Below are 25,135 nucleotides of genomic sequence, written 5' to 3' on the forward strand. Positions count from 1 at the left end.
CTCCACAAGGGTGCGGGCACCAGCTGTTAACACCGAACTGATAACGGCTCCGCAAGAGCCCTTTTCCTGGCATCTACGCGCGTTACGATGCGGCGGAAGCCAGCGCCAACGGAGGCGCTTCGAGCGAAGGGAAGTCCTCTTGCGCCGGGTAAGCAAGCTCGCTGCCGCGGTCGGCACCGCCGCGGCCCTCGCCCTCAGCGCCACCGCGTGTGGCAGCACATCCACGGAGTCCTCTTCCTCGGACTCCTCCGACTCCGCCAAGAAGGGCAAGGGCATAGCCCTCGCCTACGACGTCGGCGGCCGCGGCGACCAGTCGTTCAACGACGCCGCCTACAACGGCTTCGAGAAGGCGAAGAAGGACTTCGGCATCGGCGGCGAGGACGTCGAGCCCTCCGACGGCGAGTCGGACGCCGACAAGGTCCAGCGCCTGACCGACCTGGCACGCCAGGGCTACAACCCCGTGATCGGCGTGGGCTTCGCCTATGCCAAGCCGATCGAGGAGGTCGCCGAGAAGTTCCCGAAGACCACCTTCGGCCTGATCGACGACGACACCGTCAAGGCGGACAACGTCGCCAACCTGGTCTTCAGCGAGGAGCAGGGCTCCTACCTGGCGGGCGTGGCAGCGGCCAAGGCCACCAAGTCCAAGGTCGTCGGCTTCGTCGGCGGCGTCGAGGTCCCGCTGATCAAGAAGTTCGAGGCGGGCTTCGTCCAGGGCGTGAAGGACACCGACAAGTCCATCCAGGTCAAGACCCAGTACCTGACCCAGCCGCCGAACATGGACGGCTTCTCCAAGCCGGACCTCGGCAAGGAGGCCGCGCGCGGCCAGCTCGACGCCGACGCCGACGTGATCTACCACGCCGCCGGCCTCGCGGGCCAGGGCGTCATCGAGGCGGTCGCCGCCAAGGACAAGTGGGTCATCGGCGTCGACTCCGACCAGTACGAGCAGAAGACGCTGGCCAAGTACAAGGACAGCATCCTGACCTCCATGACCAAGGACGTCTCCGGCGCGGTCTACAACCTGGTCAAGTCCGTCCAGGACGGCGAGCCGATGAGCGGGGAGAGCCGCTTCGACCTGGAGTCCGGCGGTGTCGGCCTGGCCGACTCCAACCCGGCCTTCACCGAGATGACCGAACTCCAGGAGGCCGTGAAGAAGGCCAAGGAGGGCATCATCAGCGGCGAGATCAAGGTCGGCACCGAGTCCTGACCCCTCCCGCCCGACCGATCCGGCCCGGCGCCGGAGCGTAAGCGGGGCCGGACGTCCGCCCGGGCGTCCGGCCGCCGCCCGCGCGGCCCCGGCACGGGCCCGGCCGAGGAGGGCCCCACCGCCCACGGCGGCGGCCCCCTTCCGGCCGGGCCCACTGCACGGAATGCGCTCTACGCGCGTAGTCAACCGTCGAGGCGGTAGCGTCGCCCTCACCCGCACGGCCCGGCGGCCCACCCCCGGCCCACCCCGTGGTCATCCACCCCCGCCGCCGTGCTCCCTACGAGCCGCTCCTTAGCCCGAGGAGAGTGCACCATCAACGCGTCCAGCAGTCCTCCGGCAGTCGAACTGACCGGGATCACCAAGCGCTTCCCCGGTGTCGTCGCCAACCACGACATCCACATGTCCGTCCGCAAGGGGACCGTGCACGCCATCGTCGGCGAGAACGGCGCGGGCAAGTCGACCCTGATGAAGATCCTCTACGGCATGCAGAAGCCGGACGAGGGCACCGTCGCCGTCGACGGGCAGGAAGTGAGCTTCTCCGACCCCGGCGACGCCATCGCCCGGGGCATCGGCATGGTCCACCAGCACTTCATGCTGGCCGACAACCTCACCGTCCTGGAGAACACCGTCCTGGGCAGCGAGAAGCTGTACGGGATCGGGGCGAAGGCCCGCGCCCGGATCAGGGAGATCTCCGACGCCTACGGCCTGGGCATCCGCCCCGACGCCATGGTGGAGGACCTCGGGGTCGCCGACCGCCAGCGCGTGGAGATCCTCAAGGTCCTCTACCGCGGTGCCCGCATCCTCATCCTCGACGAGCCGACCGCCGTGCTCGTGCCGCAGGAGGTGGACGCGCTCTTCGCCAACCTCCGCGAGCTGAAGGCCGAGGGACTGACCGTCATCTTCATCTCGCACAAGCTGGGCGAGGTGCTCTCGGTCGCCGACGACATCACCGTCATCCGGCGCGGCACCACCGTCGCCTCCGTCAGCCCCCGCGACGTCACCGTCAAGCAGCTCGCCGAGCTGATGGTCGGCGCGGAGCTGCCCTCCCCGGAGACCCGCGAGTCCACCGTCACCGAGACCCCCATGCTCCGGGTGGACGACCTCACCCTCACCGGGTACGACCCGGTCGACGGCGCCCGCACCGTCCTGGACGGCGTCTCCTTCACCATCCACAAGGGCGAGGTGCTGGGCCTGGCCGGTGTGGAGGGCAACGGCCAGACCGAGCTGATCGAGGCGCTGGTCGGCATCCGCCAGGCCGACGGCGGGACCATCGTCCTCGGCGACGAGGACATCACCGGCTGGCCCACCCGCCGCCGCCGCGAGGGCGGCGTCGGCTACATCCCCGAGGACCGCCACCGCCACGGGCTGCTGCTGGAGTCCCCCCTGTGGGAGAACCGCATACTCGGGCACGTCACCGAACCCCCCAACAGCCGGGGGCCCTGGCTGGACATCAAGGCCGCCCGCGCCGACACCGAGCGGATCGTCGCCGAGTACGACGTGCGCACCCCCGGCATCGACGTCACCGCGGCCTCCCTGTCCGGCGGCAACCAGCAGAAGCTGATCGTGGGCCGCGAGATGAGCCACGAGCCCCGGCTCCTGATCGCCGCCCACCCCACGCGCGGCGTGGACGTCGGCGCGCAGGCGCAGATCTGGGACCAGATCCGCACCGCGCGCCGCGCCGGCCTGGCCGTCCTGCTGATCTCGGCCGACCTCGACGAGCTGATCGGCCTGTCCGACACCCTGCGCGTGATGTACCGCGGCCGACTGGTCGCCGAAGCCGACCCCGCCACGATCACCCCTGAGGCCCTGGGCTCCGCCATGACCGGCGCGGCCTGCGGCCGTCTCGACGACGAGGTGGCGGTCGAGGCCGCCGCCGCAGCCGCCGACGGGACCGCCGCCACGGGCCGGGACGGGGGAGAGGACCGATGAAGAAGTTCGACAAGGACCGGCTGATCCTGGCCGTCGGCGGACCGGCGCTGGCCATCGTCGTCGCCGTGCTGCTGACCTCGGTGGTGCTGGTCGCCTCCGGTCTGAACCCCGTCCAGCCGTACGTGCTGATGGTCGAGTACGCGATGCACGCCGACATCCAGGTGCTCATCCTCAACCAGGCCGCCACGTACTACCTGGCGGCGCTCGCGGTGGCCGTCGGCTTCCGCATGAACCTGTTCAACATCGGGGTCGACGGGCAGTACCGGCTCGCCGCGATGGCCGCGGCCCTCGTCGGCGCCTCGGTCACCCTGCCCGGGCCCCTGCACATCGCGCTGATCCTGGTCGTCGCGATGCTGGTGGGCGGCTTCTGGGCCGGTATCGCCGGCATCCTGAAGACCACCCGCGGGGTGAGCGAGGTCGTCTCGACGATCATGCTCAACTCCATCGCGACCAGCATCATCGCCTACCTCGTCCTGCCCGCCCAGTTCGGCGAGCAGCGCGGCAACAACCTCACCACCGGGCTGATACCGGAATCCGGCTGGTTCCCCGGCATCGACCTGGGCGAGGCCGGCGAGATCTACGGCTTCACCGCCGTCGCCGCCCTGTGCGGCCTGCTGTACTGGCTGGTCCTCAACCGCACCCGGTTCGGCTTCGACCTGCGCGCCACCGGCGCCAGCTCCAGCGCCGCGAGCGCCAGCGGCGTCGACGCCAGGCGCATGGTGCTCACCAGCATGCTGATCTCCGGCGCGGTCGCCGGTCTGGCCGGCATGCCCGTCCTGCTCGGCGACGCCCACACCTACAGCCTGGACTTCCCCGCGGGCGTGGGCTTCACCGGCATCACCATCGCCCTGCTCGGCCGCAACCACCCCCTCGGCATAGCCCTCGGAGCGCTGCTCATCGCCTTCCTCGACAAGGCCTCGCCGACGCTCGACTACAACGGCTACGAGAAGGAGATCGCCACGATCATGCAGGGCCTGATCGTGATGGCGGTCGTCATCAGCTACGAGTCCGTGCGCCGCTACGGTCTGCGCCGCCAGCAGCAGAAGGTCGGCGAGGAACTCGCCGCCGAGGCCGCCGCCGCAGGCGAGGGCGACGGCACCGGTCCGAAGAACCGCAAGGAGGTGTCGGCATGAGCACCGTCCTCGACAAGCGGCCGGCCGCACAGCAGCCGAAGAAGCCCGCCCGCCGCCGGCTGACCCTGGCCGAGTGGATGCTCGTGATCGCCGGCCTGCTGGTGCTGGTCTCCGCCGTACGGCTGATCACCGGGGCCCACGGCATCACCTCCGTCGGGCAGACCTCCACCGCCCTGCGACTGGCCGTGCCCATCGGGCTGGCCGGACTGGGCGGCCTGTGGGCCGAGCGGGCCGGTGTGATCAACATCGGTCTGGAGGGCATGCTGATCCTGGGCACCTGGTTCGGCGCCTGGGCCGGCGTCCAGTGGGGCCCGTGGACGGGCGTGGTCATGGGCATCGTCGGCGGCGCGCTGGGCGGTCTGCTGCACGCGATCGCCACCGTCACCTTCGGCGTCAACCACATCGTCTCCGGCGTGGCCATCAACATCCTCGCCGTCGGCGCCACCCGCTACCTGTCCAGCTTCACCTTCGCCGAGATGGAGAGCGGCACCAGCAAGCAGTCCCCGCCCATCGAGTCGATAGGGCAGATCACCGTCCCCGGGGTCTCCGACGCGCTGACGGCGCTCAACGCCAAGCACTGGTTCGTCGTCTCCGACGTCGCCGGGCTGCTGGGCGGGCTGGTCACCAACCTCTCCCTGCTGACGATCGTGGCCGTCGCCATGATCCCGCTCAGCCGGTGGGTGCTGTGGAACACCGGCTTCGGCCTGCGGCTGCGCTCCTGCGGCGAGAACCCGATCGCGGCCGAGAGCCTGGGCGTCAACGTCTACAAGTACAAGTACATCGCCGTGATGATCTCCGGCGGCTTCGCCGGCATGGGCGGCGCGTTCCTCGCGGAGGTCGCCTCCAACATCTACCTGGAGGGCCAGACCGGCGGACGCGGCTACATCGGCCTCGCCGCGATGATCTTCGGCAACTGGATGCCGGGCGGACTGGCCCTGGGCGCCGGCCTCTTCGGCTACACCGACAGCCTCAACCTGCGCGGCGGCGGGCAGAACGTCCACGCCCTGCTCCTGCTGCTGGCGATCCTGCTGGTGCTGGCCACCGCCTGGGCGATCTACCGGAAGAAGTACCTGACCGGCGCGGTCGCGGCGGTCACCGGCCTGGTGCTGTTCGTCTGGTACTCCTCGGTGGACCAGGTGCCCAGCCAGTTCGTCAGCGCCGCCCCGTACGTCGCCACGCTGCTGGTACTGGCCATGTCCGCGCAGCGGCTGCGGATGCCGAAGGCCAACGGGCACGCCTACCGGAAGGGCGAGGGCAAGTAGGTGAGCGAGTCCCGTACGACAGGCGCCGGCCGGGCCGACTGGCCGGCGCTGCGGGAGCGGGCCCGGGAGCTGATGTCCCGGGCCTACGCCCCGTACTCCAAGTACCCGGTCGGCGCCGCCGCGCTGGTGGACGACGGCCGGATCGTCGGCGGCTGCAACGTGGAGAACGCCGCCTACGGCGTCGCGCTGTGCGCCGAGTGCGGCCTGGTCTCGGAGCTGGCCGCCACCGGCGGCGGCCGGCTGGTGGCCTTCACCTGCTGTGACGGCCGCGGCGAGATCCTCATGCCGTGCGGCCGCTGCCGCCAGCTGCTGTGGGAGCACGGCGGCCCGGACCTGGCGGTCGACACCGCCTCCGGCGTCCGGCCGCTGTCCGACCTCCTGCCGGACGCCTTCGGCCCCGACGACCTCGCCGACGCGGACGGCCGCTGACCCCCGATCGCCGCCCCCGGCCGACCGCCGGCCGATCACCGAGCCCGCGCCCCCCGACCCCTCCCGAGGAGGAGCACCGACCGATGGACGCCATCTCCGTCATCCGCACCAAGCGCGACCGGGGCCGTCTCAGCGACGCCCAGATCGACTGGGTCATCGACGCCTACACCCGCGGCGAGGTCGCCGACGAGCAGATGTCGGCCCTGGCCATGGCGATCCTGCTCAACGGCATGGAGCGCCGGGAGATCGCCCGCTGGACCGCCGCGATGATCGACAGCGGCGAGCGGATGGACTTCTCCGCCCTGCCCCGGCCCACCGCCGACAAGCACTCCACCGGAGGCGTCGGCGACAAGATCACCCTGCCGCTGGCCCCGCTGGTCGCCGCCTGCGGCGCGGCCGTCCCCCAGCTCTCGGGCCGCGGCCTGGGCCACACCGGCGGGACGCTGGACAAGCTGGAGTCCATCCCCGGCTGGCGGGCGCTGCTGAGCAACGACGAGATGATGGACGTCCTGCGCTCGGTCGGAGCGGTGATCTGCGCGGCCGGCGACGGGCTGGCCCCGGCCGACAAGAAGCTCTACGCGCTGCGCGACGTCACCGGCACCGTCGAGGCGATCCCGCTGATCGCCTCCTCGATCATGTCCAAGAAGATCGCCGAGGGGACGGGCTCGCTCGTCCTGGACGTCAAGGTCGGCTCCGGCGCGTTCATGAAGAACCTCGAAGACGCCCGGGAGCTGGCCTCCACCATGGTCGGGCTCGGCACCGACCACGGGGTGCGCACCGTCGCCCTGCTCACCGACATGTCCACCCCGCTCGGCCTGACCGCGGGCAACGCCCTGGAGGTCCGCGAGTCGGTGGAGGTCCTGGCCGGCGGCGGCCCGGCCGACGTCGTCGAGCTGACGCTGGCGCTGGCCCGCGAGATGCTCGACGCCGCCGGGCTGCCGGACGCCGACCCGGCCAAGGCGCTGGCCGACGGCTCGGCGATGGACCACTGGCGCCGCATGATCGCCGCCCAGGGCGGCGACCCGGACGCGCCCCTGCCCGTCGCCCGCGAGCAGCACGTCCTGCGCGCCGAGACCTCCGGCGTCCTCACCGAGCTGGACGCGTACGCCGTCGGCGTCGCCGCCTGGCGCCTGGGCGCGGGCCGCGCCCGCAAGGAGGACCCGGTGCAGGCCGGGGCCGGGGTGGAACTGCACGCCAAGCCCGGCGACCGGGTCACCGCCGGGGCCCCGCTGCTGACCCTCCACACCGACACCCCCGAGCGCTTCGACTACGCGCTCGAAGCCCTCACCGGCGACGCGATCGGCATCACCGGGGGCACCGAAGGCACCGCCTTCGCCCCCACCCCCCTGATCCTCGACCGCATCGCCTGACGCCCGCCCGTCCCCGCCACCCGCCACCCGCCCCCGCACGCCGGGGGGCGGGTGGCGCCCTTCTGCGGGTGGAACACCGCTCCCGCGCCCGGGTCCGGCGGCGGGGCGCGGTCACGGGCGCGGAGACCGTTCACCGCGCGGGGCGTTGACGGCCGTACCGAAGATGCCTATCTTCACGTTCGAAGTTCTGGTCAGCGTACGAGATTTCGAACGACGAAGAGTCGGGAGCCTCATGCCGCGCACACGACCCAGACCATCCCCCCTCATCCCCCTCCTCACCGGCGTGCTCCTCGCGGGCACGCTCGCCGCCGCGCCCGCCACCGGGGCCCCGGCCGCCGACCCCGGCGACTACACCCTGGCCGTCGACCGCACCCGCAACGGCCCCGAGATCGGCGAGCGGATGTACGGCGTCTTCTACGAGGACATCAACCGCGCCGCCGACGGCGGGCTGTACGCCGAACTCGTCCAGAACCGCTCCTTCGAGTACGCCCCCGCCGACAACCCCTCCTACACCGGCCTCACCGCCTGGACCGGGACCGCCACCGGCGGCGCCACCGGCACCGCGCGGGTCGTGGACGACGAGCACCGGCTGAACGAGCGCAACCGCAACCACCTCCGCCTCGACCTCGACGGCACCGGCGGCGCGGGCGCCCGCTACGGCGTCACCAACACCGGCTACAACTCCGGGATCGCCGTGGAGGAAGGCGAGAAGTACGACTTCTCCGTGTGGGCCCGCACCGGTGCCAGGCGCGGCACTCCGCTGACCGTCACCCTCCACGACGCCTCCGGCCGGGCCCTGGCCGCCCCCCTGCGCCGCACCGTGCGCGGCGATGACTGGACGAAGTACACCGGCACCCTCACCGCCCGCGCCACCGGCACGGAAGGGCGCCTGACCGTGGCCGCCGGCGGCGCCGGCACGCTCCGCCTCGACATGGTCTCGCTCTTCCCCCGCGACACCTACAAGGGCCGCGCCAACGGACTGCGCAAGGACCTCGCCGAGAAGATCGCCGCACTGGAGCCCGGCTTCCTGCGCTTCCCCGGCGGCTGCCTGGTCAACACCGGCAGCCACCAGGCGTACGAGGCCCCGGATTGGGAACGCCGCCGCTCCTACCAGTGGAAGGACACCGTCGGCCCCGTCGAGGAGCGGGCCGTCAACGCCAACTTCTGGGGCTACAACCAGTCCTACGGCCTGGGCTACTACGAGTACTTCCAGTTCGCCGAGGACATCGGCGCGATGCCGCTGCCCGTCGTCCCCGCCCTGGTCACCGGCTGCGGCGAGAACCGGGCCACCGACGATCCCGGACTGCTGCGCCGCCACGTGGCCGACACCCTGGACCTGATCGAGTTCGCCAACGGCCCCGCCACCTCCACCTGGGGAGCCCTGCGCGCCGAGATGGGCCACCCCGAGCCCTTCGGACTCACCCACCTCGCCGTCGGCAACGAGGAGAACCTGCCCGACGCCTACTACGAGCGGCTGGCCGCCTTCCGCGAGGCCGTCGAGGCCGAGCACCCCGAGATCACGGTCATCGCCAACTCCGGCCCCGACGACACCGGCGCGGTGTTCGACCGCGCCTGGGAACTGGCCCGCGCCTCCGGTGTGGAGATGGTCGACGAGCACTACTACAACAGCCCGAGCTGGTTCCTGGAGAACAACGAGCGCTACGACTCCTACGACCGCCACGGGCCCGAGGTGTTCCTCGGCGAGTACGCCTCCCAGGACAACCGCTTCCGCAACTCCCTTGCCGAGGCCGCGTTCATGACCGGCCTGGAGCGCAACGCCGACATCGTGAAGATGGCCGCCTACGCGCCCCTGCTGGCCAACACCGGCTACGTGCAGTGGAGCCCGGACCTGATCTGGTTCGACAACGCCCGCTCCTGGGGCTCGACCAGCTACGAGACCCAGAAGCTCTTCATGACCAACACCGGCGACCGCGTCGTGCCGAGCCGGGCGTCGTCCACCCCGGTCGCCAGGGGCCCGATCACCGGCGCGATCGGCCTGTCCACCTGGGCCACCAGCGCCGCGTACGACGACGTCCGGGTCGTCTCGGCGGACGGCGCGGAGCTGTTCGCCGACGACTTCTCCGGCGGCGCGGACAGGTGGACCGAGGCCGCCGGACGCGGCAGCTGGGCGGTCGAGGGCGGCGCGTACGTCCAGAGCGACACCGCGGCCGAGGACACCCTGGTCACCGCCGGCGACCCCGACTGGCGCGACTACGACCTGCATGTGAAGGCCACCAAGCGCGAGGGCCGCGAGGGCTTCCTGATCGCCTTCGGCGTCAAGGACACCGGCAACCACTACTGGTGGAACCTCGGCGGCTGGAACAACACCCGCTCGGCGGTGGAGAAGTCGGCCGGTGGCGGCAAGCAGACGATGATCGAGGACGGCACGGTGATCGAGACCGGCCGCACCTACGACATCCGGATCGAGGTCCGCGGCCGCCAGGTGACCCTTTACCTCGACGGCCGGGAGTGGGGGAGCTTCACCGACGACGCGGTCGCCGAGCCCTTCCGCCAGGTCGTCGCCCGCGACGAGGCGACCGGCGAGCTGATCGTCAAGGTCGTCAACGCGCAGGAGGCCCCGGCCCGTACGAGGATCGACCTCGGGCCGGGCGCGGCCGTCGGGCCGACCGCCCGCCTGACCGTCCTGCGCGGCGACCCGGACGCGGTCAACACCGCAGACGAGCGGCCGATCGGACCGGAGGAGTCGGTGATCGACGGTGTGGACACCGCCTTCACCCACACCTTCCCGCCCCACTCGATCACGTTCATGCGCATCGCGGAGCGCACACGGTAGGCCGGGCTCGCATGGAGGTGCCCGTACCCCCGGGACGTGGGGTACGGGCACCTCCGGTCCGGACGGGCTCAGGCGCCCAGGTCGTAGAGGACGAACTCCTCCCAGGAACCGCCGATCTGGGCGGAACGGGCGCGCAGCGCGTACTGGAGCGAGCCGGTGTAGCCGTTCTCCATAGCGACGAAGAGGCCGTTCAGCGTGGACTGGAGGGCCCAGCGGTCCAGCGTCTCGTTGTAGTACACGACGAACCGCTCCCAGCCGCCCACACCGGTGGAGCGGGCGCGCAGCAGGTTCTGGGAGCTGCCGGTGAAGTTCTTCTCCACCGCCACGTAGCGGTCGTTGGCCAGCGACCTCAGGGCATAGGTCTCGGTGGTCTGGTCCCACTCGAAGGCGAATCCCTCCCAGCCGCCGACGGTGGCGGAACGGGCGCGCAGCGCACCGGTGTCGGGAGCCGGGTAGTTCTTCTCGGTCGCGACGAACAGCTCGTTGCGGACCGACTGCATCGCGATGAGGGAGACCTCGTCCGCGGCGGCGTCCTGTGCGGTGAGGTCCTGCGCGGTGAGGCCCTGGGCGGCGGAGGAGCGCTTGCCGTCCAGAGCGGCCATCTCGTCACCCTCGACCACCTCCCAGCCGGCCGGCACGGCGGCCTGCGCGGCGGCCGGGCGGCCGGTCTGCGGGGCGGCTCCGGCCGCCGGGGCGGTCAGCGCGGAGGCCCCCACCAGAGCGCTCAGGGCCAGAAGAACGGAGGTCATGCGTCGCACGGGTCGTCCTCACCTTCGGTGAATCGGCGGTGATGATTCCGGGGCGGCGGAAAAGCGAATTCGGCGCCTTCGGGCGCCTGCGCGTGCCGGAACGCGCGGTCCCCCGCGCGGTGATTTCCCCCCTGCTTTCGCTGCGCCCCCCGGAACCGCGATCGGAACGCCCTCCCCTCGGACGCTCCCGCGGCTGCCCCGCTCTGTTCCACGAGGCAGCGCCAGACTATCGGCGGACGCCTTCCTCCAGCGGGCCGATTCCGTTCGAATTCCGAATCGGGAAGGAATTCCCCCGGTGAGACCGATTCCGCAACCCCGGATTAACGCGGAGGAGGGCGTTTGTTTTCCGGGCGCCCGCCCCCGCCACGCGCCGGCACACGCCAGAACCCCCTCCGACCCGGAGGTCGACACGGGCGTCCTCCCCGCCGGCCGAACCGGCCGGAAGGACGCCCGCGGGACGGGGCTCAGCAGGTCCGCGCGACCTCCAGGCGCCGCTGGACCACCGCGCGGCGCGTGGCGTAGAGGGTGACGCCCGCGGCGAGGACCAGGGCGGTCAGGGAGAAGGCGACCGTCGCGCTCCAGCCCGCCGCGTGGTAGGCGATCGCACCCAGCGTGCCGCCCAGGGAGCTGCCGACGTAGTACGCCATCTGGTACAGCGCCGAGGCCTGGGCCCGGCCCGTCTTCGCCGTGCGGCCCACCGAGCCGGAGGCGACCGCGTGGCCCGCGAAGAAACCGGCCGTGACCAGGACCAGGCCCAGCAGTACGGCCGCGAGGGTGTCGCCGAGGGTCAGCAGCAGGCCGGTGGCGGTGGCGCCGATGGCCAGGTAGAGGGCGCCGCGGCGGCCGAGCCGTCCGGTCAGGCGCCCGGCGGCGGCCGAGGAGACGGTGCCGACGAGGTAGATCACGAAGACCGAGCCGGCCAGGCCCTGGGGGAGGCCGAAGGGCTCGGACGTCAGCCGGTAGCCCACCACCGTGTAGACCGCGCCGAAGACGGTCATGAACAGCAGGCCGAGGGTGTACAGCCGCACCAGCAGCCCGTCGGACAGGTGGCCGCGCACGGTGCTCAGCAGCTCGGCGGGGCGCAGTGAGGCCGGGGTGAAGTTGTGCGCCCGGGGGATCAGCAGCCGGTAGGCGAGGGCGCACAGCAGGGCGAGCGCGCCGACCGCCGCCAGTCCGACGCGCCAGCCCCAGCCCTCGGCGACCCAGCCGGTGAGGACGCGGCCGGTCATTCCGCCGACGCTGTTGCCCGCCACGAACAGGCCGATCGCCCCGACCAGTGCGGCGGGCCGTACCTCCTCCGCCAGGTACGCCGTCGCCGAGGCCGGGATGCCCGCGATCGCCACGCCCTGCAGGGCGCGCAGCGCGATCAGGACCTCCATGTCGGGGGCGAAGGGCAGAGCCAGCGCCACCGCGACCGCGACCGCGAGGGAGCCCGTCATCAGGGTGCGCCGTCCGAAGCGCTCGGAGAGGGCGGACAGCGGCAGCACGGCCACCGCCAGGGCGATGGTGGCGGCCGAGACGGTCCAGCTCGCCTGCCCCGGCGTCACGCCGAAGTCGGCGGAGAGCGCGGGCAGCAGGGGCTGGGTGGAGAACAGCAGGGCGAAGGTGGCCAGGCCCACGGCGAAGAGGGCGAGGCTGATGCGCCGGGGGGAGGACGGGAAACGCTCGGGAGAGGCACCTGTGCGGGCAGGTGCCCCGGTATCGACGGAAGGCATGCCTCGAACGTACGATCATCGACCTGATGCGTCCAATGCACAAAGGTACTTGTCTTTATGCATGAGCGCATAAGGCGAGATGGGAGGGTGTCGTGTCACCGGTCGGCAACAGAAAAGACATCTCGGTTACATCCGACACATCCAGCGGTGCCCCCCACATCGACCCCGGTTCCTGGGCCGCCGTGCTCACCCCGAGGCTGGCGCAGTTCGTCGCCGTGGCCCGGCACGAGCACGTCACGCGGGCGGCCGGCGAGCTGGGGGTGCCGCAGTCCACGCTCAGCCGGGCGATGGCGCGGCTGGAGGACGATCTGGGGGTCGCGCTGTTCGCGCGGCGGGGGCGGACGGTCGCGCTGACGCCCGCCGGGCGTACGTTCCTGGCCTCGGTGGAGCGGGCGCTGGGCTCGGTGGAGCAGGCGGCGGAGGCGGTGCGGGCGGACGCGGACCCGGCCTCGGGCAAGGTGGCCTTCGGTTTTCTGCACACGCTGGGGTCGGAGACCGTGCCCGCGCTGATCCGCTCCTTCCGCGCCGACCACCCCCGGGTGCGCTTCTCGCTGGTGCAGACGTACGGCGAGGCGATGATCGAGCGGCTGCGTGCCGGGGACCTGGACCTGTGCCTGACCTCCCCGGTGCCGGACGCCCCGGATCTGGCCGCGCGGCGGCTGGACGAGCAGCGGCTGCGGCTGGTCGTGCCCGAGGAGCATCCGCTGGCGCGGCGCAGGCGGGTGCGGCTGGCGGAGGCGGCGGAGGAGCCGTTCATCACCCTGGAGCCGGGCTACGGGATGCGGCGGATCTTCGACGCGCTGTGCGCCGAGGCGGGCTTCAAGCCGAAGATCGCGTTCGAGGGGGAGGAGGCCGAGACGCTGCGCGGACTGGTCGCCGCCGGACTGGGGGTGGCCCTGCTGCCGCCCCCCGCCGTGCCCCGGCCGGGGGTGCGGGAGCTGGCGGTCACCCAGCCGCGGGCGGTGCGGGAGATCGGGGTGGCCTGGGTGGACGGCCGACCGGACACCCCGCCGGTGGCGGCGTTCCGGGCGTTCCTGCTCAGCCGCCGGGGGCGGCTGCTGGCGTAAGGGGCCCGTGGGCGGCCGTACGCGCCGGAGGGCGCGCTCAGTGGCGCAGGGAGCGGCCGAAGCCGGCCGCCAGCGGCATCCGCAGGCCCAGCGGGGGCGGGGCCGCCAGCGCGTCGGCCACCGGGCGGGCGAAGTCCCGGTCGCACAGCGAGCCCAGGGCGAAGTCCTCGGCCAGGGCGAGGACCTCCGCGCGGTGCTGGCGCAGCGCGTGGCCGTCGGTGTGGACCTCGAAGCGGCAGACGTCCGGGTTGATCTTCTTGGCCCGCATGGCCAGCCGGTAGGAGAGGTCCGGGCCGGTGTGCTCGTCGTCCGTGCCGTGCACGATCAGCACCCGCCGGCCGGTGAGCTGCCGCACCGGTTCCTCCCCGCCGTCCTCGGACGTCTCCGGCAGCCAGGGGGCCAGCGCCAGGACGGAGACCACCGCCGGGTGGCCCGCGGCCCGCAGCGCCGCCCGGGCGCCCATGTCCCGGCCCGCCAGGCACACGGGGACGTCGCCGTAGCGGTGTACGACCTCCTCCAGCGCCCACTCGACGTCCCGTACGGGGTGGGCGTCCGCGCCGTTCCAGCCGCGGTAGCGGTAGTGGAGGACGTGCGCGGCCACGTCGTGTCCCTCCCCCGCCCGCACCAGCCGCCGCGCCAGCGGCAGCATCGCCGCCGCGGCCCGGCGGGAGCGGCCGCGCGTGCTCGCGGCCACCCCTCCCGGGAGCAGCAGGACCACGCCCTGTACCGCGTGGTCGTCCCCGAACGCCCGCCCCAGCCGCGCATCCCGACGCGGCAACGCCTGCTGAGTCACGGCGAAAACGATGGCAGAAGCGGGGGTGTACGAGCGGTGCCGGGCGGTCACCGTTGGGTATCGAAAGCGTCCTGGACCGCGTGCGGGCGGTGTACGGGCGGCGTGCGGGCGGGGGCGGTACCTGCCCAAGGGTGATATCTACGCGCGTAGGCGCTAGAGTGCGGCAATGACGAGCGAGACTGTCACCACCGCCCCCACCCCGGACCAGATCCGCCGCGCCCCCAAGGTGCTGCTCCACGACCACCTCGACGGCGGCCTCCGTCCGGCCACCGTCGCCGAACTCGCCCGCGAGTGCGGCTACGGCGGTCTGCCCGAGACCGACCCCGAGGCGCTGGGCACCTGGTTCCGCGAGGCGGCCGACTCCGGCTCCCTGGAGCGCTACCTGGAGACCTTCGCCCACACCTGCGCCGTGATGCAGACGCGCGAGGCGCTGGTGAGGGTCGCGGCCGAGTGCGCCGAGGACCTGGCCGCCGACGGCGTGGTCTACGCCGAGGTGCGCTACGCCCCCGAGCAGCACCTGGAGGCGGGGCTGACGCTGGAGGAGGTCGTCGAGGCCGTCAACGAGGGCTTCCGCGAGGGCGAGCGCCGGGCCCGCGAGGCCGGTCACCGCATCCGCGTCGGCGTCCTGCTCACCGCCATGCGGCACGCCGCCCGCTCGCTGGAGATCGCCGAACTGGCCAACCGCTACCGGGACGCGGGCGTCGTCGGCTTCGACATCGCGGGTGCCGAGGCGGGCCACCCGCCCACCCGCCACCTGGACGCCTTCGAGTACCTCAAGCGCGAGAACAACCACTTCACCATCCACGCAGGCGAGGCGTTCGGGCTGCCGTCCATCTGGCAGGCGCTCCAGTGGTGCGGCGCCGACCGGCTCGGCCACGGGGTGCGCATCATCGACGACATCCACGTCGCCGGCGACGGCACGGTGAAACTGGGCCGGCTCGCCGCGTACGTGCGCGACAAGCGGATCCCGCTGGAGCTGTGCCCCACCTCCAACATCCAGACCGGAGCGGCCTCCTCGTACGCCGAGCACCCCATCGGGCTGCTGCGGCGGCTGCGCTTCCGCGCCACCGTCAACACCGACAACCGGCTGATGAGCGGCACCAGCATGAGCCGCGAGTTCGGGCACCTGGTGGAGACGTTCGGCTACACGCTGGACGACATGCAGTGGTTCACCGTCAACGCCATGAAGTCCGCGTTCATCCCTTTCGATGAACGTCTGGCCATGATCAACGAGGTGATCAAGCCCGGATACGCCGAGCTGAAGGCCGAGTGGCTGTTCCGGGAGGCCGCCGCCAAGGGCCTGTGACCAGCGGTTCCTCCGGCCGGAGGCGGCCGGGGGAGGAGACGGGAGGCGGCCGGGCGCGACGGCGGAGGCGGGCGTCCGGCCGTTTCGGGGTGTTTGCGGCGGGTGCGGCGCCCTGGCTACGTTCGCGAGGCCGCTCAAGCCATCCACACGAGGACGTACCAGCTGATGAAGCAGCGAACGATGAAGACGATCGGTGTCGCCGTGCTCGGCGCCGCCTTCGCCGCCACCGGTGCCGGGACCGCCTCCGCGGCGGACACCCTGGGGCTCGGCAAGACCGCCGGAGGCGCTGTGAAGAGCCTGCCCGTGCAGGAGGTCGCCAGGACGCTGCCCGCCCCCGACGCGCCCCAGCAGGCCAGGACGCTTCCCGCTCCCGCCGAGGGCAAGGCCGGGCAGCAGCCCAACACCAAGAAGCAGGACCCGGTGCGCGACCTGCTCGGCGGCCTGCCGCTGGGCAGCCCGGAGAAGCCGACGATGCTCAACCTGCCGACGGGCAAGCTCACCGGCGCCCTGCAGACCGGCAAACTGCTGGGCTGACGCACCTCCCCCTTCTCCCCTTCCGGCGCCTCCCCCCTCCCTCCACCCCACCCGCGGGAGGCGCCACGGGCCGCGCACCGGGCCGTCCCCGGCGCGCGGCCCGTTCCCCTGTGCGCGGGGCGTGTACGGGCGAGCGCGTCATCAGCCGGTGCGGTGCGCCTTCCGCTCGTCGGGCAGCAGGACCCACAGGGCGATGTAGAGCAGGAACTGCGGCCCCGGCAGCAGGCAGGAGGCCAGGAAGATCACGCGCATCGTGTTCGGGGTGGTGCCGAAGCGGCGGGCCAGCGCGGCGCACACACCGCCGATCATCCGGTCGTCGCTGGGGCGGACGATTGCTGCCATGGCGGGACTCCTTCGCTCTTGACGGAACGCCGTCGCTCGGCGGGGACAGATCCACCGTAGGCGAGTGTTACGGTCGAAAGCCTCCCTCTACGGTGCGATCCCGACCCTGGAAGTCCTCGGGGGCGCACCCTGATCCCCCTTGCCCGGGGAGCCGGGCCGCCGTGCGCCGGGGTCCTCCTGCCGCGCCGCCGCGCGCAGCCGGGTGCGCAGCGCCGGGTAGCACAGCAGATGGACCAGGGCCACGCCCGTGGTGTTGAGCAGCAGCGCGTCCACGTCCGCCACCTGTCCCGGCACCGCGGGCTGCACCAGCTCGATGCCGAGCGAGATCGTCGCCGCGGCGAAGACCGTACGCGCCCACGAGCCCAGCCGCGACGCCGCCCGGCCCGCCGCCATCGGCAGCAGCACCCCCAGCGGGGCGAGCAGCGCCAGCCCGCCGCCGACGCCCTCCAGCGCCGCCCGGGGCCCGTCCGCCAGATCGGCGTGGATCGAGGCGAAGGGCCGCAGGTTCGCGGGGGAGACCCAGGGAACGGACAGGGGCCGCAGCGTCAGCCAGCCGACGAACAGCAGGTGGCAGCAGAGGAGTACGAGGCCCGCTGCACGGATGCGGTGGGCGGCGGAGCCGCCGGGGTGATGACGCTGCACGGCGACACAGACGCACACGGCGCGCGCGGCGGTTCCGCACCCTCGGACACGCCGGTGCGCGGGGCGGGCACCGGGCGACGCTGGAGGGCATCGGCGGCGGGCGCGGGCGGCCGGCATCCGGCGCCCGGCGCCTACGGGAGCGGAGTGCCCGCGGTCTTCGCCGCCTCCGGGCTGCCGCGCAGCGCTTCGGTGCAGGAGTAGCGCAGCGGGGGGTCCCCGCCGCCGTCCCGCGCCGGGCCGCCGAGCACAACCGAGTCCTCCTGGCCGGCGGCGGCCGTGCCCGTGAACGTGCAGACGATCTGGGCCAGCGCGAAGGACGGCAGTCCGCCGGGGTCCCGGCTCAGCCGCAGCGTCCCCCCGGGGTCGCCGTCCCCGGGCCCGTCGATCTCCAGCTCCCCGGGGACCGAGCTGCCGAAGCCCGCCTCCCGTTCGGCCCGGGACGGGTTCTCCCGCAACTCGTCCAGCAGCTCGCGGGCCGTCTCCAGCCGGGTGTCCGGGCCGGGCTCCGAGCCGCCCAGCGGCACGGTGCGCTCCACCGCGGAGACGGCTCCGCCGCACACCAGGAAGACGTCCGCCCGGACGGTCCCGTCGCCGGGGCGCCGCTCCTCCTCGGCGGCGGGGGCCGCGCACGAGGCCCGCGACGGTGCCGGGCCGGCGTCCACCGGCACGGGCGTGGAGCGTATGCCGCACCCGCCCAGCGCGAGCGCGGCCAGGGCCGCGGCGGCCGCGCGGAGGCCGGGGGCCGTACGGCGCGTGGTGCTCATCGTCCGTCCTCCCGGTACGCCCCGCCGCCGTCCGGGTCCGGGACGGTGTCCGTGTCCCTGCCCGTGTCGCGGTCCTGCTCCGGCGCGAGGTGGCTGGCGTCGCGCGGCAGCCGCAGGGTGAAGACCGCGCCCCCCTCGGGCGCGTTCCCGGCGGTGATGGAACCGCCGTGGATGTGGGCGTTCTCCATGGCGATCGACAGCCCGAGCCCGCTGCCCTCGGAGCGGGGCCGGGAGGCGCTGGCCTTGTAGAAGCGGTCGAAGACGTGCGGCAGCACGTCCTCGGGGATGCCGGGGCCGCGATCGGCGACCCGGATGACCAGCTCGTCCTCGCCCGGCCCCTCACCCGGCTTCCCGCCCGGTTCCTCGTCCTTTGCCGCGGACTCGCGGGTGCGCACCGACACCCGCACCGGGGAACCGCCGTGCTTGAGCGCGTTGCCGATCAGATTGGCCAGGATCACGTCCAGACGGCGCGGGTCGAGCCGCGCCGTGATGCCGCGGTCGGCGTCGAGCTCGACCGCGTCCAGCCAGGCCCGGGCGTCGATGCAGGCCGTCACCTGGTCCGCGACGTCGACGTCGTCGAGCACCAGGCGGGCCGTCCCCGCGTCGAAGCGGGTGACCTCCATCAGGTTCTCCACCAGGTCGTTCAGCCGCCGGGTCTCGCTGACGACCAGGGTGACCGCGGGCGCGATCATCGGGTCGAGCGAGTCGATCTCGTCCTCCAGGACCTCGGTGACGGCGGTGATCGCGGTCAGCGGAGTGCGCAGCTCGTGCGACATGTCCGCCACGAAGCGGCGGCTGGACTCCTCGCGGGCGCTCAGTTCGGCCACCCGCTGCTCCAGCGCCTCGGCGGTGCGGTTGAACGTCCTGGACAGCTCGGCCAGTTCGTCCTTCCCCGACACCCTCAGCCGGGTCTCCAGCTTCCCCTCGCCCAGCCTCCGCGCCGCCTCTCCCAGCTGCTGCACCGGCCGCAGCACCGTGGTGGCGGCGGCCTGCGCCAGCAGGGCGGAGCCGACCAGGGCCAGCGCGGTGGCGATCCCCAGCGACCAGGCCAGGGAGCTGAGGTCGTCCCGCTCGGGGGCGAGCGACTTGAACATGTAGCCCGTCGGCCCGCCGCCGATCACGGTCGCACCGCCCACCAGATACGGTTCGCCGCCCACCGTGATCCGCTGCCAGTACAGGTGGTACGGGGCCTTGTTGACGGCGTCGACCGGGCGCTTCTCGGCGACCGCCGAGCGCAGCGCCCCGGGCACGTCCTCCAGGGTGAACTCCGGGTCGGACACCGCCTCGCACCGCGAGCCGTCGGCCTGCTCCCCGATCAGCACCACCTCGTACCGCTGGGTGGTGTTGGCCATGGCGCCGGCCGTGTCCCGCAGCGAGTCGCAGGGCGGACGGCGGGGCATGGCCCCGGCGTTGTCGCCCAGCGACTCGCGGAAGTCGTTGAGCGCCGCGTTCTGCGCCCGGGTCAGGACGGCGTCGCGGTTGATCCAGTACGCGATGCCGGAGACGGCCACCGCGGCGGTCAGCGCGACCAGCGCGAAGACCACCACCAGCCGCAGCCGCAGGCTCGTCAGCCGCAGCGACCCGGCGATCCTGTCCCGGGAGCCGCTCACTGCGCCTCCCGCCGGGCTCGGCCGCGCCGGGGCGCGGACGCGGGTCGGGGTATCGGCGCCGGACGCCCGCCGGCCTCGTGCGCCCCTGTCACGCCGGGGGGTCCAGCCGGTAGCCGACGCCGCGCACCGTGCGGATCAGCGTCGGCGAGGAGGGGACGTCCTCGACCTTGGCGCGCAGCCGCTGGACGCACGCGTCGACCAGCCGGGAGTCGCCGAGGTAGTCGTGTTCCCACACCAGCCGCAGCAACTGCTGCCGCGACAGGGCCTGTCCGGGGCGGCGGCTCAGCTCCAGCAGCAGCCGCAGCTCGGTCGGGGTGAGCTGGAGGTCCCTGCCGTTCTTCGTCACCGTCATCGCCGAGCGGTCGATGACCAGCGCGCCGAAGGTCGCCGAGTCGTTCGCCTCCCGCTCGCCGCGCCGCATCACCGCGCGGATGCGGGCGTCCAGCACCCGTCCCTGCACCGGCTTGACCACGTAGTCGTCCGCGCCGGACTCCAGGCCGACCACGACGTCGATGTCGTCGCTGCGCGCGGTCAGCAGGATGATCGGCAGCTGGTCCGTGCGCCGGATGCGGCGGCACACCTCGAAACCGTCGATGCCGGGCAGCATGACGTCCAGCACGATCAGGTCGGGCCTCTGTTCGCGCAGCAGCTTGAGGCCGTCCTCGCCCGACGCAGCGGTCACCACGCGGTGGCCCTGCCGGGTCAGCCCCATCTCCAGGGCGGTACGGACGGCCTCGTCGTCCTCGATCAGCAACAGGAAAGGCACGCGCGCCATTCTGGCGCATCCGGTGCCCGTGCTTCGACCGGCCGGTGAACGGAGCGCGAACGCGGGCGGGTCACGGCCCTCCCCGCCTCTGTGACACCCCTGTGACAGACGGCGGACCCGGCGATGAAACTGCCCCGGCAGTGTATTCCGCGTACTCGGCACGGATCGAGCGCACAGGCCGGTTCCACAAAGGGGGGCGCGAGATGAACACACTGCACCGCAACATCACCAGCGCGGTTATCCACACGCGTCTGCACACTCCCGTGGTTCCGGCGCAGGGCGGGGAGAAGTCCGGCGCGGCGGGGGCTTCGGCGTGCGACCGGGGTACCGGCCGCAGGCGGCCGGCGCACATCGCCGCCGCGCCCGAGCCGGTCCCGGGGGGCATCCGGGGGGAGGAAGCGCACGGGGAGGCATCGGGGGAGCGGCGCCGGGGGGGTGTGACGGAGGCGGAGTTCACCGCCTACGTCCGCGAGCGCCGCGCCTCCCTGTACGCCACCGCGTACCACCTCACGGGGGACCGCCACGAGGCCGAGGACCTGCTGCAGAGCGCGCTGTTCTCCACCTACCGCGCCTGGGACCGGATCACCGACAAGGCCGCGGTCGGCGGATACCTGCGCCGCACCATGACGAACCTGCACATCAGCGCCTGGCGGCGCCGCAAGCTCAACGAGTACCCGACCGAGGAGCTGCCCGAGGCGGCCGGCGAGAGCGACGCGATGCGCGGCACCGAACTGCGCGCGGTGCTGTGGCAGGCGCTGGCGCGGCTGCCCGAACTCCAGCGCACGATGCTGGTCCTGCGCTACTACGAGGGCCGTACCGACCCGGAGATCGCGGACATCCTGAACATCAGCGTCGGCACGGTCAAGAGCAGCATCTGGCGCTCCCTGCGCCGGCTGCGCGGCGACGAGGCGCTCAGCTTCGGGCGCGATCTGGAGGAGAGCTTCGGCGAACTGGTCGCCTGACGCACCGGCGCCGGGGGAAGACGGGGGGACAAGCGGGGGGACACGGGGGAGAGCACGGGGGTGCTCCGTGAGCGGGCCGGGTCGGCCGGGGGGTCCGACCCGGCCCGCTCTCACGCGCGCACGACCCTCGGGCGCTCACGTCCACGCGTACGCCTCCCGGGCGCGCCGAGCGCCTCGATCCGCGCCAGTGCCTCGTCCCGGCCGCAGGCATGGGCGCCCAGGGCGACATGGCGCGCGACGATCGAGCCCTCGGCGCGCATCAGGGTCCAGCCGCGGCGCACCAGGACGGGCAGCGACTTGCGGCCCTCGCGCACATCGCGCACCAGTCGCCGCCGGAAGGTTGTGGAGGGGCGGCCACGCAGGCACAACGCGTCGGCCAGCAGGCCGAGTCCGAGACAGCGTGCGGCGATCTCGGCGGCGAATATCCCCTCGGCGACGAACAGGCGCGCGCCGCGCAGGTCCAGCGCGTCCTCGCCGGTCCGGGCGCTCGTGGAGATGTCGTACACCGGGACGGTGGCCCGGCCGCTCCCGCACAGGGCGGCGATCGCCGCCACCGCCGCGTCGGCGTCCCAGGAGCCGGGGTGGTCCCAGTCCACCGGACCGCCCCCGGCGAGCCGGGGGAGAGTGGGGTCGCCGGCCTCCTTGTAGAAGTCGTCCAGGCGCAGTACGGGCAGCCCGGTGCGGGCGGCGAGCGAGGACTTGCCGGAGCCCGAGGGACCGGTCAGCAGGATCACGCGGGCGGTGTCGTGGGAGCTCACGGAAGACCATTGTCGGCCATCCACAGGGGCGCCGGTGCGCGTGTGCGTGTGACGCCCGGCTCGTATACGCTGCGTCACCGTACAGTCACATTCTTCGAGTTCTCTTGGCAGGTGTACCGATGACCGCTCAGCGCCGCCGTCACGCGCGGGAGAGGCAAACGGGGAGCAGCGGCGTCCAGCGCGCCCTGCTGCGGGCCGGGTTGACCGTCTCCGCGGTCGGGGCCGCGGTGGCCACAGGCGCGGGGGCGGCGGCAGCGGCTCCCGCGCAGGGCTCCGGGGCGCCCGTACAGCTCTCGGGCCTGACGTCGGCGCTCTCGCCGGACTCGCTCGGGTCGAGCGTGCACGGCCTGGCCGAGGGCGTGGGAGCCACCGAGCACGCGGCGGCCGGTGCGGCACGCCCGGTCAAGGACGCGCGGATCGATCCGCTGGCGGGCACGGGCGTCGATCCGCTGGACAACACGGTCGGCACCCAGATCGCCGACTTCCGGCCGGTGAGCAGCGGGGCCGTCACGGGGCCGGTCAGCGAGGGGGGCACGATCCGCACCCTTCCGGTGACGGGCCCGGTGGCGGGGCTGCTGCCCGGCTGAGCGGGCGTCCGGCCCGGCGAGTACCCGTCCGGGGCCGCGGCTCCCTCGGGGAGGCGCGGCCCCGGGCGGACGGCCCGTCAGACGCCGACGGGGTGCCAGACGGTCTTGGTCTCGACGAAGGCCAGCATCCGCTTCACACCCGGGTCGGTGGACCAGTCGGAGGCCGCGGACCCGCCGTCCGCCGGGCGCAGCACCCGCTTGAGGTTGTCCGCGGCGGCCGTCTCCAGCTCCTTCGCCAGATCCGCGTCCGCGCCCGCCAGGTCGATCGCGTTGACGTCCTGGTGGGCGGCGAGCGGCGCGGCGATCTCCGCGGTCCGCCCGGACAGGACGTTGACCACCCCGCCGGGCAGGTCGGAGGTGGCCAGCACCTCGGCCAGCGACAGCGCGGGCAGCGGCGCGCGCTCACTGGCCACGACGACGGCCGTGTTGCCGCTGACGATCACCGGGGCCAGCACCGAGACCAGGCCCAGGAGGGACGACTCCTGCGGGGCCAGCACGGCGACCACACCGGTCGGCTCGGGCGTGGAGAGGTTGAAGTACGGGCCCGCGACGGGGTTGGCGCCGCCCGCGACCTGGGCGATCTTGTCGGACCAGCCCGCGTACCACACCCAGCGGTCCACGGCCGCGTCCACCCGGGCCGCGGCCTTCGCCTTCGACAGCCCCTCGGCGGCGGCCACCTCGGCGGTGAACTGCTCGCGGCGGCCCTCCAGCATCTCGGCGATCCGGTAGAGGATCTGGCCGCGGTTGTAGGCGGTCGCCCCCGACCAACCGCCGAACGCCTTGCGGGCCGCGACCACCGCGTCCCGGGCGTCCTTGCGGGAGGCGAGCGGGGCGTTGGCCAGCCAGTTGCCGCGTGTGTCGGTCACCTCGTACACCCGTCCGCTCTCGGACCGGGGGAACTTCCCCCCGACGAACAGCTTGTAGGTCTTCAGGACGCCCAGCCGCGTGCGCGCGGCGCCGCCGGGGTTGCCGGACTGCTCAGACATCGAGGTACGCCTCCAGACCGTGACGGCCGCCCTCGCGGCCGAAGCCCGACTCCCTGTAACCGCCGAACGGCGAGGTCGGGTCGAACTTGTTGAACGTGTTGGCCCACACCACGCCGGCCCGGAGCCTGTTCGCCATCGCCAGGATGCGCGAGCCCTTCTCCGTCCACACGCCGGCGGACAGGCCGTACTGCGAGTTGTTGGCCTTGGCCACCGCCTCGTCGGGGGTGCGGAAGGACAGCACCGACAGCACGGGGCCGAAGATCTCCTCGCGGGCGATCCGGTGGGCCTGGGTGACGTTCGTGAAGACCGTCGGCGCGAACCAGAAGCCCCGCTCGGGCAGTTCGCACGCCGGGGACCACCGCTCGGCGCCCTCGGCCTCGCCGCTGTCGGCGAGTTCGGTGATGCGGGCGAGCTGCTCGGCGGAGTTGATCGCGCCGACGTCGGTGTTCTTGTCCAGCGGGTCGCCCACCCGCAGGGTGGACAGCCTGCGCCGCAGCGCCTCCAGCAGCTCGTCCTGCACCGACTCCTGGACCAGCAGGCGCGAGCCCGCGCAGCACACCTGGCCCTGGTTGAAGTAGATGCCGTTCACGATGCCCTCGACGGCCTGGTCGATCGGTGCGTCGTCGAAGACGATGTTGGCGCCCTTGCCGCCCAGCTCCAGGGTGAGCTTCTTGCGCGTCCCGGCGACCGTGCGCGCGATCTGCTTGCCGACGGCCGTGGAGCCGGTGAAGGCGACCTTGTCGACGCCCTCGTGCGCCACCAGCGCCGCTCCCGTGGAGCCGTCGCCGGTGAGGATGTTGACGACGCCCCCGGGCAGCCCCGCCTGGCGGCAGACGTCCGCGAAGAACAGCGCCGACAGCGGGGTGGTCTCGGCGGGCTTGAGGACCACGGTGTTTCCGCAGGCCAGCGCCGGGGCGACCTTCCAGGCCAGCATCAGCAGCGGGAAGTTCCACGGGATGACCTGGGCGGCCACGCCCAGCGGCCTCGGGTCCGGCCCGTACCCGGCGTGGGCGAGCTTGTCGGCCCAGCCCGCGTGGTAGAAGAAGTGCGCTGCCACCAGCGGCAGGTCCGCGTCGCGGGTCTCGCGGATCGGCTTGCCGTTGTCCAGGGTCTCCAGGACGGCCAGCTCGCGCGAGCGCTCCTGGATGATCCGGGCGATCCGGAACAGGTACTTGGCGCGCTCGGAGCCGGGCAGCGCCGACCAGGAGGCGAAGGCGCGGCGGGCGGCGGCCACGGCGGCGTCCACGTCCTCGGCTCCGGCGTGGGCGACCTCGGCCAGGACCTCCTCGGTGGACGGCGAGAGGGTCTTGAAGGACCTGCCGCCCGCGGCCTCGCGGAACTCGCCGTCGACGAACAGGCCGTAGGAGGGGGCGATGTCCACCACGGCACGGGACTCGGGGGCGGGTGCGTACTCGAACATGGGGCTCATCGTG

Annotated in this window: 23 protein-coding genes; 12 read left to right on the top strand and 11 right to left on the bottom strand. The window is 73.0% G+C overall.

Annotated features, from left to right (window positions below):
- Window positions 1–139 precede the first annotated feature (139 nt).
- From BMY40_RS20150 to BMY40_RS20180, 7 genes are all read left to right on the top strand, one after another.
- Entirely contained in the window at window positions 140–1,204 is a 1,065-nt protein-coding gene (locus BMY40_RS20150) for a BMP family lipoprotein (RefSeq protein ID WP_093661616.1), read from the top strand.
- Between the two features lie 399 nt (window positions 1,205–1,603).
- A complete protein-coding gene (locus BMY40_RS20155) occupies window positions 1,604–3,133 on the top strand; it encodes an ABC transporter ATP-binding protein (RefSeq protein ID WP_245770209.1) in 1,530 nt (509 codons plus the stop codon).
- Window positions 3,130–4,266 carry an ABC transporter permease gene (locus BMY40_RS20160; RefSeq protein ID WP_093661620.1) on the top strand — a complete coding sequence of 379 codons (1,137 nt, stop codon included), beginning with the start codon at window positions 3,130–3,132 and terminating at the stop codon, window positions 4,264–4,266. The genes BMY40_RS20155 and BMY40_RS20160 overlap by 4 nt, the downstream gene beginning before the upstream one ends.
- Window positions 4,263–5,528: an ABC transporter permease gene (locus BMY40_RS20165; protein WP_093661622.1), complete on the top strand. Its 1,266-nt coding sequence runs from the start codon at window positions 4,263–4,265 to the stop codon at window positions 5,526–5,528. The genes BMY40_RS20160 and BMY40_RS20165 overlap by 4 nt, the downstream gene beginning before the upstream one ends.
- A 72-nt stretch (window positions 5,529–5,600) precedes the next feature.
- A complete protein-coding gene (locus BMY40_RS20170) occupies window positions 5,601–5,957 on the top strand; it encodes a cytidine deaminase (protein ID WP_093661752.1) in 357 nt (118 codons plus the stop codon).
- An 83-nt stretch (window positions 5,958–6,040) separates the two neighbouring features.
- Window positions 6,041–7,327, top strand: a complete 1,287-nt coding sequence (locus BMY40_RS20175; protein ID WP_093661624.1) for a thymidine phosphorylase — start codon at window positions 6,041–6,043, stop codon at window positions 7,325–7,327.
- A gap of 232 nt (window positions 7,328–7,559) precedes the next feature.
- Entirely contained in the window at window positions 7,560–10,121 is a 2,562-nt protein-coding gene (locus BMY40_RS20180; RefSeq protein ID WP_093661626.1) for an alpha-L-arabinofuranosidase C-terminal domain-containing protein, read from the top strand.
- Window positions 10,122–10,189: 68 nt separating this feature from the next.
- On the opposite strand, the gene BMY40_RS20185 is transcribed toward BMY40_RS20180, so the two are convergent.
- Window positions 10,190–10,870 (bottom strand): fascin domain-containing protein, encoded by a 681-nt coding sequence (locus BMY40_RS20185; protein ID WP_093661628.1) that lies wholly within the window; start codon window positions 10,868–10,870, stop codon window positions 10,190–10,192.
- A 464-nt stretch (window positions 10,871–11,334) separates the two neighbouring features.
- The gene (locus BMY40_RS20190; RefSeq protein WP_093661630.1) at window positions 11,335–12,585 is read right to left on the bottom strand and encodes an MFS transporter; all 1,251 of its coding nucleotides are present in this window, start codon (window positions 12,583–12,585) and stop codon (window positions 11,335–11,337) included.
- Window positions 12,586–12,704: 119 nt separating this feature from the next.
- On the opposite strand from BMY40_RS20190, the gene BMY40_RS20195 reads away from it, so the two are divergent.
- Window positions 12,705–13,652, top strand: coding sequence for a LysR family transcriptional regulator (locus tag BMY40_RS20195; RefSeq protein WP_245770210.1), 948 nt, complete (start codon window positions 12,705–12,707; stop codon window positions 13,650–13,652).
- Window positions 13,653–13,689: 37 nt separating this feature from the next.
- Here the strand turns inward: BMY40_RS20195 and BMY40_RS20200 are convergent, their stop codons facing one another.
- A complete protein-coding gene (locus BMY40_RS20200; protein WP_093661754.1) occupies window positions 13,690–14,445 on the bottom strand; it encodes an alpha/beta hydrolase in 756 nt (251 codons plus the stop codon).
- Between the two features lie 166 nt (window positions 14,446–14,611).
- Here BMY40_RS20200 and BMY40_RS20205 point away from each other — a divergent pair, with 166 nt between their 5' ends.
- Both BMY40_RS20205 and BMY40_RS28085 read left to right on the top strand, forming a co-directional pair.
- The gene (locus tag BMY40_RS20205) at window positions 14,612–15,751 is read left to right on the top strand and encodes an adenosine deaminase (protein WP_093661634.1); all 1,140 of its coding nucleotides are present in this window, start codon (window positions 14,612–14,614) and stop codon (window positions 15,749–15,751) included.
- A 165-nt stretch (window positions 15,752–15,916) separates the two neighbouring features.
- The gene (locus BMY40_RS28085; protein WP_177214077.1) at window positions 15,917–16,285 is read left to right on the top strand and encodes an ATP-binding protein; all 369 of its coding nucleotides are present in this window, start codon (window positions 15,917–15,919) and stop codon (window positions 16,283–16,285) included.
- Between the two features lie 141 nt (window positions 16,286–16,426).
- Here the strand turns inward: BMY40_RS28085 and BMY40_RS20215 are convergent, their stop codons facing one another.
- From BMY40_RS20215 to afsQ1, 5 genes are all read right to left on the bottom strand, one after another.
- Window positions 16,427–16,627, bottom strand: a complete 201-nt coding sequence (locus tag BMY40_RS20215) for a PspC domain-containing protein (protein ID WP_093661636.1) — start codon at window positions 16,625–16,627, stop codon at window positions 16,427–16,429.
- A gap of 87 nt (window positions 16,628–16,714) precedes the next feature.
- Window positions 16,715–17,269, bottom strand: a complete 555-nt coding sequence (locus BMY40_RS20220; RefSeq protein WP_177214078.1) for a VanZ family protein — start codon at window positions 17,267–17,269, stop codon at window positions 16,715–16,717.
- Window positions 17,270–17,400: 131 nt separating this feature from the next.
- Window positions 17,401–18,033 (bottom strand): hypothetical protein, encoded by a 633-nt coding sequence (locus tag BMY40_RS20225; RefSeq protein ID WP_093661640.1) that lies wholly within the window; start codon window positions 18,031–18,033, stop codon window positions 17,401–17,403.
- Window positions 18,030–19,643 (bottom strand): sensor histidine kinase, encoded by a 1,614-nt coding sequence (locus BMY40_RS20230; RefSeq protein ID WP_093661642.1) that lies wholly within the window; start codon window positions 19,641–19,643, stop codon window positions 18,030–18,032. The genes BMY40_RS20225 and BMY40_RS20230 overlap by 4 nt, the downstream gene beginning before the upstream one ends.
- An 88-nt stretch (window positions 19,644–19,731) precedes the next feature.
- A complete protein-coding gene (gene afsQ1, locus BMY40_RS20235; RefSeq protein WP_173915081.1) occupies window positions 19,732–20,409 on the bottom strand; it encodes a two-component system response regulator AfsQ1 in 678 nt (225 codons plus the stop codon).
- Window positions 20,410–20,612: 203 nt separating this feature from the next.
- Between afsQ1 and BMY40_RS20240 the strand changes: the two genes are divergently transcribed.
- Window positions 20,613–21,371: a SigE family RNA polymerase sigma factor gene (locus BMY40_RS20240; protein WP_093661647.1), complete on the top strand. Its 759-nt coding sequence runs from the start codon at window positions 20,613–20,615 to the stop codon at window positions 21,369–21,371.
- A gap of 110 nt (window positions 21,372–21,481) precedes the next feature.
- Here the strand turns inward: BMY40_RS20240 and BMY40_RS20245 are convergent, their stop codons facing one another.
- Window positions 21,482–22,129, bottom strand: coding sequence for an ATP-binding protein (locus BMY40_RS20245; RefSeq protein ID WP_093661648.1), 648 nt, complete (start codon window positions 22,127–22,129; stop codon window positions 21,482–21,484).
- 119 nt (window positions 22,130–22,248) lie between these two features.
- Between BMY40_RS20245 and BMY40_RS20250 the strand changes: the two genes are divergently transcribed.
- Window positions 22,249–22,716: a hypothetical protein gene (locus BMY40_RS20250; RefSeq protein WP_093661650.1), complete on the top strand. Its 468-nt coding sequence runs from the start codon at window positions 22,249–22,251 to the stop codon at window positions 22,714–22,716.
- Window positions 22,717–22,793: 77 nt separating this feature from the next.
- On the opposite strand, the gene BMY40_RS20255 is transcribed toward BMY40_RS20250, so the two are convergent.
- Window positions 22,794–23,702 carry an aldehyde dehydrogenase family protein gene (locus BMY40_RS20255; protein WP_093661652.1) on the bottom strand — a complete coding sequence of 303 codons (909 nt, stop codon included), beginning with the start codon at window positions 23,700–23,702 and terminating at the stop codon, window positions 22,794–22,796.
- A complete protein-coding gene (locus BMY40_RS20260; protein WP_093661654.1) occupies window positions 23,695–25,131 on the bottom strand; it encodes an aldehyde dehydrogenase family protein in 1,437 nt (478 codons plus the stop codon). The genes BMY40_RS20255 and BMY40_RS20260 overlap by 8 nt, the downstream gene beginning before the upstream one ends.
- Window positions 25,132–25,135 lie beyond the last annotated feature (4 nt).

The sequence above is a fragment of the Streptomyces radiopugnans genome, from assembly GCF_900110735.1.
Lineage (GTDB): Bacteria > Actinomycetota > Actinomycetes > Streptomycetales > Streptomycetaceae > Streptomyces > Streptomyces radiopugnans.